Source organism: Sphingopyxis bauzanensis (assembly GCF_002205675.1).
GTDB lineage: Bacteria > Pseudomonadota > Alphaproteobacteria > Sphingomonadales > Sphingomonadaceae > Sphingopyxis > Sphingopyxis bauzanensis.
This window is the reverse complement of sequence record NZ_NISK01000008.1, coordinates 59392-67210: the sequence shown is the minus strand read 5'-3', so window position 1 is coordinate 67210 and position 7819 is coordinate 59392. Positions and strand designations below refer to the sequence as shown.

The 7819-nt window shown below is 58.0% G+C and carries 8 protein-coding genes; 1 reads left to right on the top strand and 7 read right to left on the bottom strand.

What is annotated here, in order from left to right; genetic code table 11:
* Positions 1 to 377 precede the first annotated feature (377 nt).
* Positions 378 to 1676: an O-acetylhomoserine aminocarboxypropyltransferase/cysteine synthase family protein gene (locus CDQ92_RS20085; protein ID WP_088444043.1), complete on the top strand. Its 1299-nt coding sequence runs from the start codon at positions 378 to 380 to the stop codon at positions 1674 to 1676.
* Positions 1677 to 2164: 488 nt separating this feature from the next.
* Here CDQ92_RS20085 and CDQ92_RS20080 read toward each other — a convergent pair whose 3' ends face one another.
* From CDQ92_RS20080 to CDQ92_RS20050, 7 genes are all read right to left on the bottom strand, one after another.
* Positions 2165 to 2998 (bottom strand): universal stress protein, encoded by an 834-nt coding sequence (locus CDQ92_RS20080; protein WP_088444042.1) that lies wholly within the window; start codon positions 2996 to 2998, stop codon positions 2165 to 2167.
* 134 nt (positions 2999 to 3132) lie between these two features.
* Positions 3133 to 4113 carry a TerC family protein gene (locus CDQ92_RS20075; RefSeq protein ID WP_088444041.1) on the bottom strand — a complete coding sequence of 327 codons (981 nt, stop codon included), beginning with the start codon at positions 4111 to 4113 and terminating at the stop codon, positions 3133 to 3135.
* Between the two features lie 120 nt (positions 4114 to 4233).
* The gene (locus tag CDQ92_RS20070) at positions 4234 to 5070 is read right to left on the bottom strand and encodes a universal stress protein (RefSeq protein ID WP_088444040.1); all 837 of its coding nucleotides are present in this window, start codon (positions 5068 to 5070) and stop codon (positions 4234 to 4236) included.
* A gap of 102 nt (positions 5071 to 5172) precedes the next feature.
* On the bottom strand, positions 5173 to 5778 hold the full coding sequence (locus tag CDQ92_RS20065) for a carbonic anhydrase (protein WP_088444039.1): 606 nt from the start codon (positions 5776 to 5778) through the stop codon (positions 5173 to 5175).
* A 174-nt stretch (positions 5779 to 5952) separates the two neighbouring features.
* Positions 5953 to 6249 (bottom strand): TFIIB-type zinc ribbon-containing protein, encoded by a 297-nt coding sequence (locus tag CDQ92_RS20060; RefSeq protein WP_088444038.1) that lies wholly within the window; start codon positions 6247 to 6249, stop codon positions 5953 to 5955.
* Between the two features lie 3 nt (positions 6250 to 6252).
* Positions 6253 to 6525: a DUF465 domain-containing protein gene (locus CDQ92_RS20055; RefSeq protein ID WP_373289675.1), complete on the bottom strand. Its 273-nt coding sequence runs from the start codon at positions 6523 to 6525 to the stop codon at positions 6253 to 6255.
* A 137-nt stretch (positions 6526 to 6662) separates the two neighbouring features.
* A complete protein-coding gene (locus tag CDQ92_RS20050) occupies positions 6663 to 7565 on the bottom strand; it encodes a hydrogen peroxide-inducible genes activator (RefSeq protein WP_088444037.1) in 903 nt (300 codons plus the stop codon).
* Between the last annotated feature and the right edge of the window lie 254 nt (positions 7566 to 7819).

Here is a 7819-nt window from a genome sequence, read left to right as displayed (position 1 = left end):
GCATATCCATCCTCCTCGTCGGCATCAGCGGCTCCTTCCACAAAGAAGGCGCCGTTAATCGACAAGGCTCTGACATTCTCACCTGCGCGGCATCGCATCGGAATGCTGCGCATGATCAAATCGGAATGGTGCGCAGCTTCAAATCGGAATGCTGCGCGAGATCACGTCGGAATGCTGCGCACGATCAAATCGGAACACTGCGCGTGATGACCTCGGAATCCGCATCTTACTCCGCAAGCGGCTTTGACAGGGCTTGAGCGATGGCTGACTCTGGATACTGAGCAAGCTTTCAATCGAGGTTGCCGGCATTGTGATCTTGATGTCACTGGCGGCAACGAACCCCACGCCGCGACCGGTAGCATAATCAAGGAGTGAACATGACTGGAAAACCGCTGCATCCCGAAACCTTGGCGTTGCATGCCGGGTGGCGCGCCGATCCGACGACAGGGTCGGTGGCGGTACCGATCCACCAGACGACTTCCTACCAGTTTCGAGACACAGACCATGCCTCGGCGCTGTTTGCGCTGCAGGAGATGGGAAATATCTACACCCGGATCATGAATCCGACAACCGACGTGCTCGAACAGCGCATCGCAGCCTTGGAAGGCGGCTGCGCAGCGCTCGCAGTCGCGTCGGGCCAGGCCGCATCCGCTCTCTCCATCCAGAATCTTGCCAAGGCCGGCGACAATGTGGTGAGCTCGACCGCGCTCTACGGCGGCACGTGGAACCTCTTCGCCAACACTCTGCGCGATCAAGGGGTAGAGGTGCGCTTTGTCGATCCCGCCGAACCCGAGAATTTCCGGCGGGTTACCGATGCGAAGACGCGCGCCTACTACGCTGAGACGCTGCCGAACCCCAAGCTTGAGGTATTCCCGATCGCTGAAGTCGCGGCCATTGGCCGGGAAGCGGGAATTCCGCTCATCATGGACAATACAGCGGCCCCGCTGCTCTGCCGCCCCATCGAACATGGCGCGGCGATCGTCGTTTATTCAGCGACTAAGTATCTCGGCGGTCACGGCACCTCGATTGGAGGACTGATCGTCGACGGAGGCACCTTTAATTGGGAGGCCGCCGGTGATCGGCAACCCGCGCTCAACAGTCCTGACCCATCCTATCATGGCGCAATATGGACGCAGGCGGTGAAGCCCATGGGTCCGGTCGCCTACATCATGCGCGCGCGAACCGTTCTACTGCGTGACCTTGGCGCCGCGCTCTCACCTTTCAATGCGTTCCAGATCCTTCAAGGCATCGAAACCCTCCCGCTGCGTATGCCACGGCACTGCGAGAATGCGGCCAAAGTCGCGGAGTGGCTCGCCGGACGAGCCGGTGTCACACGTGTCATCCACCCTAGCCAGCAGTTGGGGGACTCTCGGGCGCGTGCCGAGTATTACCTAAAGGGAGGGTTCAGCGGATTGCTGGGCTTCGAACTAGCCGGGGGCGTGCAGGCGGGCCGGAAATTCATCGATGGCCTCAAGCTCCTCTATCATGTCGCCAACATCGGCGACGCGCGCAGTCTCGCTATCCACCCCGCGTCTACAACCCACTCGCAACTTGACGCCGAGGCACAGCTCGCGACGGGTGTCTCGCCCGGCTATGTCCGCCTATCGATCGGCCTCGAGCACATTGACGACATCCTTGCGGACCTCAATGAGGGGTTGACAGCCGCAGGCTACTGAACCGGACGGCCGTCCGGGAAATCCGGCACAGGAAAAATTGCGATGGGCGCCCGTCTGGCCGGTTTACCACTGGCATACGTGTCGCACCGGACGAAACGTACTCGCTCTAATTGGGTGATCGCGGCTTGTGTCGACCTTAATCAGTGACAAGCTTTACGGCAATTTGCCCGGTTCGTTCATGATATATTCCAATGGGATTTGCACTCACCCAAGACTTCGGCAATGCCATCTCTCCGCCGGCCGTCAGGGTCGACCATTTTCACCGAAGTGCGGCTATAAAGCGATCTAGGGTGTGCACCCTTCGGTTTCGACGCCGATCCCGTCAGCAGTGGCAGTAGGACTTGAATTCCAGACCTAGACAGTTAAAAAACAAAGCACTGAAATTGCAAAAATCGAAATCTATCAATATTGATTCATGTTCTTCGTCGTAAGCTAGTATTGTCGCGCATTCGGTTTATGAAACCGTTGACCTTGACTTCGCATTAGGGTCAATGTGACAGGAGCACAGGGAGCTGCGGACAATCGAGCACTTCTCGTGTGGCGCCCCCCAGAATGAATTCTCGCAGTCTGGAATGGCCGAAAGCGCCCATTACCAGAAGGTCTGCGCCGCCTTGCAAAGCGCGGTCTTGTAGAGCCTGACCGATCGTGGCTTCGCCGAGTTGGATCTGCTCAAAATGGGCATTTAAGCCCTTTTGCGCGAGCGCCATCTCTATGACATTGGGCTCTGAGCTGGACTGAAACTTCTTCTCGCCTCCCACACACACCAGCGTCACCTCTTCGGCAAGCCGCAGAAAGGGTAAGGAATCATGGAGGGCTCGCGCAGCTGTTCGGCTGTGATCCCACGCTACCATCACCCGCCGGCAAGCGAAAGTTGCTCCACTGTGAGCTGGAACGATGGCGACAGGACGGCCTGATTCGAACAAAACATGCTCTGCGACTTTCCGTTCGCTGAGGAAGATACTTTGGTCCACTCCCATGACGATTATATCATGTAGCCTGGCCCGATCGCCAATGAAGGAAACCATGCCGAAGGCATGCGCCCACTCGGTCAGGGTTGATGCTGACACACCGCGCTCGCGTGCTTCAGCTGCAATGAGTTCCGCCAATGCTGAGGTGTTTTCGCGCCGAAAGGCGGTTTCGTTATCGATCTGTTCTCCGGTGCGCCCGTCCCAAGCTTGTGGCATCAGAAAGTCCGTATGCGGCACCAGAACATCAAGATGAGCACTCAAAGCAGCCGCTGCGCCAATGGCGAACGCAACGGGGCCGCTATCTGGCTTGGAGCCTTCGAGTGATCCGTAAAGCATGAGGGTGTGGTTGGACAAGACTGAGTTCCTCTCTGTTTATGGCGGTCATACGCGATGGTCGTTTGCCGCAAATCGGCATCCTTTGAAGGACCAACGAGAATGTTTCTGTTCCCGAAATTTCGTGCTCGGTCCGATGATTTCCACGTAGATTCTCATCCGGTTTCCGCCGCGCCGCGTGTTTTCCAGAGCGAATAGAATATCCCGCCCAGAATGAGGGCGAAAGTAACTGCCAAGCTTATTACCGGCGGGAATTTGTCGCCTTGCATCAGGAAGTCCGAGACAAAAATCTTTGCGCCGATAAACACCAGCACGAGCGCCAGGGCATATTTGAGATACTGGAACCGGTGCACCATCGCAGCGAGCGCGAAATATAGAGCGCGCAGCCCGAGGATCGCCATGATGTTTGATGTGTAAACGATGAACGTATCAGTGGTTATCGCGAATATCGCAGGCACACTATCAACGGCAAACACGAGATCGGCCAGGTTGATGATAACAAGCGCAAGAAACAACGGCGTCGCTGCACGCACCATCTTGCCGGTTTTTTCATCAGGCACCTTCACAAAGAAATGCTGATCATGCAGCTCCTTGGTGACGCGCATATGCTTTGAGATGAACTTGACCACCGGGTTCTTCGCAACGTCCATCTCCTGGTCGCCGGAGAAGAGCATTTTGACCCCCGTAGCGATCAGGAATGCCGCAAAGATGTACAGCACCCAATAATATTCCTGCACGATGGCAGCACCCGCCGCGATCATGACGCCGCGCAGGACGATCACGGCAATGATGCCCCACAAAAGTGCGCGATACTGGTATTTCCGAGGAATAGCGAAGTAGGTGAAGATCAGGCTGATTACGAAGACATTGTCGATCGACAGAGCCTTTTCGATGAAGAAACCGGTGTAATATTGCATGCCGCTTTCGGCGCCCTTTTGGACCCAGACCCAAAGCCCGAACACGAGCGCAATACTGATGTAGAAGGCCGATAGTTTCAGGCTCTCGGAGATGCCCATCTCCCGATCTTCCTTGTGCAGAACACCAAGGTCAAAGGCGGTGAGGACGACGACTAATCCGATGAAGGATAGCCAGAACCAGACAGGAGTCCCCAGCCAGTTGATGATCAGAAAGTCCATGCACTCACTCCGATCGAAGGCCCCATCGTCGAGCCGGTAAGTTCCAATTCAAGACGTCAACTGGCCACAAAGGACCAAATTTGCGGACGATGTTCGCCGCCTGAAAAAGACCGGCGCATGCTAGTGTGATAACAGGACGGGGAGTTTAGGGTGGTCCAATATGGTTCTTGTTACGCCGCCAAGTACAAACTCGCGCGCCCGCGAGTGGCCGAAAGCTCCCATGACAAGCAGATTGGAGGCGTGACGCTGGCAAAAGGCCTGAATCGTCTCTCCGGCGTCGCCGCCTTCCAGCGGAAGTTCGATCGCTTCCGCCTTCAGACCATGAAGCGTCAGGTTGCGAACGGCATCGGCGGCAGAGGCCGCGCGGGACAGGTCTTTATCACCCACAATCTGCACCACCGAGATCGAGGTGGCCATGCCGGCCAGCGGGATCGCGTCGGCGAGTGCCCGCGCTGCCACCCGACTTCCATCCCACGCGATGGTAATGCGATCGAACGTCAGTGCTGACGATTTGAGTTCGGGCATCAACAGGACCGGACGACCCGATTCAAACACCAGGCCTTCAGCGAAATATTCCATGGCCGCATATGGGTAGATCGGGATTATCGACAGGTCATATGTTCTCGCCCGCACCGCAAATTGCGAGTGACTGACCGACGAGCGAATATCGATGGCGAAAATCTCGCCGATCAGCTCCGGCGGAACATGCGACCCGAAGCTTTTTCCGAGTGCATCAGCGTTTGCGGAGCTCTTTCTGTTTTCCTCGGCGACGATCCCATCAATGTTCACAAGTTTATTCGCGAGCCAGTTCGTCGCTTGCGGGATATGAACTTTGCAGACGCCCAGTGACAAGCGTGCGGCGAGACTGACCGATAGGCTCGCAGCCTGCTCAATCGCCCAATTGGGGGTCGGGTCCGGGTGGGTGCCGGCTTGCAGCAGAATGTCATGCACAATCATTTGCCTTCGCTAAAATACCGAGCGCAATTTTTCACACAGTTCGCTGGCTGTAGATCCGTAGTTTCCCGAGGCGGCGTCGACGTTCATGAGGAACCTGCGAACCTAAGCGGCAGGGACATCGAAAAAATCGACCGCCCCGCTTGCTAGTTCGTAGTAGGCGCCCACGACCAACAGCTCTCCCCGTTTTTGCGGATCGAGAATGATCGGCGACGCGTCTTCGCGCAGTTCGCGTACCACGTGCCGCACATTCTGCCGTACTGCTGCTTCGATGCAGCCGTCGCCGCTGGTTCCAGCCTCGAGAACGGCCGGGATGATCGGCTGGATCATCTTGCCGATGTTGCCGGGAAACCGGGCATTGTCCCGCACGACCGCCATAGCGGCTTGGACCGCGCCGCATGCCTCATGTCCCATGACGACGATCAACGGAACACCCAGGACCGAGACTGCAAACTCGAGGCTGCCCAGCGCCGACGTGTCGAGCGTGTTGCCCGCGTTGCGGACAATGAACAGTTCCCCAAGCCCGCGGCCGAACAATAGCTCGGGCGGCACCCGCGAGTCCGAACAGCTGACGTAGGCGGCGAACGGCGACTGCCCCGCTGCCAGACGCAGCCGAACTGCCCGATCGAGCGGTGGTTGCAGGCGGTCGTCGCAGAGAAAGGCGCGATTGCCCTCGCGCAGCACCGCCAAGGCTTCTTCGGGACGGATCATGTTTGCACCACCGCGGCGGTCAGAACTGCAGATGTCGTCACCCAGCCCGCATATATGGCCAACTTGAACCTGGAAAAGCTCACAATCGCACTCCTGGCTTCACCCGTTGTGATCGGTTCGGCGCCTGAACAACCCGCTGGGCAGACGGCGCCATCCGCTTGCAGGCTACCGACATCAGTCGAACAGCTCAGATAAAAAGGACTTCTTCCGCTTGTCGGGCCGGTACCGGTAATCGTTGTCCCTCTGATAGGCATCCGGCCGATAGCCTGGACTGGAACGCGGTGCCTCCCGCGGCGGCGGCGCAGCCTCGCGCACACTGCGCTCGATGATCTTGTCGAGTTCGCCGCGATCGAGCCACACGCCGCGGCACGTCTGGCAATAGTCGATCTCGACACCTGCGCGGTCTGACAGGGTGAGCCCCGTCCGGCAAAGCGGACAGGGCATTGCGGCGACGTCGGCTGCGCTGCGCATCGTTCAAGCCATCCCTTCTGGACGAGATCGAATAAGGCGGTGCAGGCGGTCCTTCACCGCGAGCTTCAGCTTCTTCAGCTGCAGCAGGCGAAAGGGGTCGGGTGCTCGCTGCTTTTGCTCGCGGCGAATTTCTGCGTCGAGCCGACTATGAGCTAGCGTCAGCCGGTAAAAGAACGGATTCATTTTGCCTCTCCAATCGATGGTTTGATCGATCGGCCAGCGCTCAACCCCCTCGTCAGAGCGTGGAGATTGGCCTGGGCCGATGCGGTCCGACATCGCGGCTGCTTGGAAAGGCAGCCACCAGAGGGGCCCGGTCCGCGAGAGTGATATTGCGTGGATCACCGATAGAAATCCAATTGGATTTCGTAGTCAAATTGATAGATAGAATCTATCACCTCACGATCGTTCAAGCGTCAGCCGATCAAGCGATGCGCTTCCGTCTTGATCCGTTCGCCGATGAGGCGGTATGCATCGCGATAGGCAGCTCCCGTGCGCCAAGCAGCGGCAATCGTGCGCGTAAAGTTCCAGCCCTTCACATCCAGAACGACCGAACCGTCGCGGCCCAGCACGTCGGATCGAATGTAGAGTTCAGGCAGCACCGCGAGTCCAACGCCCGACACGGCCATCTGATGGATGCTGTCCAAGCTGGTGCCTTCGTAATCGCGTAGCAACTCCATTCCGAAGCCGGAACAGATCTCGGCAACCTGGCGATGGAGGTGATGACGCCGATCCAGGCAAAGCACTTGCAGTCCGGCCAGATCATCGATGTGAAGGGTTCGCTGGGCAGCCAGTACATGGTCGGACGCCGCTACGAGCAGGAGCCGCTCGTCAAACAACGGCGCGACTTCCAGGTCGACGCCGTCAATCGGAAGGGGACTCAAAAGCATGTCCAGGTCCCCACGCGACAGTTCAAGCGCCTGCTCTTGCGGAATTCCATCGCGGATATGAAGTCGCAAATCCGGCTGCTCGCGATGGAGCGCCGCTACGATCGGCGGCATCAAATAGGGACCCAAGGTCGGCGTCACGCCGAGACGAACTGTGCCGACCAGGAGTTCGCCCGCGCGCCGCGCCAGATCACGAAGATCCCGTACCTCGACGACGAGCCGCCGGGCCCGAGCCGTGATCTCCCGGCCGATCGGTGTAAGCTGTGCCCCCGACGAGTGCCGTTCGATAAGGACGACGCCGAGCCTCGCTTCAAGGGCGTGCAACTGCTGGCTCAGCGTCGGCTGCGAAACATTGCACGCCTGCGCGGCGCGACCAAAATTATTGAGGTCCGCGACCGCAACGAGATATTCGAGTTGGCGCAATGTGGGCATTAGTGGACCTTGCTGACGACCGCGTTGCTTATATCGCTTTCATTTTCAGGTCTTGGAATAGTGTACATGCCTACTCGCCCAAAATGGCATCCCGGTTGTTGGGCAAAAGCTTGCTCGCGTCATTGTAATTTCAGGCCGCATCCGGTGCGATCAGGCGCTGGCGAAGGTTAATCGGTCAATCTGGATAAGCTCAATCATCGTTCGACTCCTCTGTTGAACGAGCCGAAAATATTCTGCCTATGGCAGCCAACTTC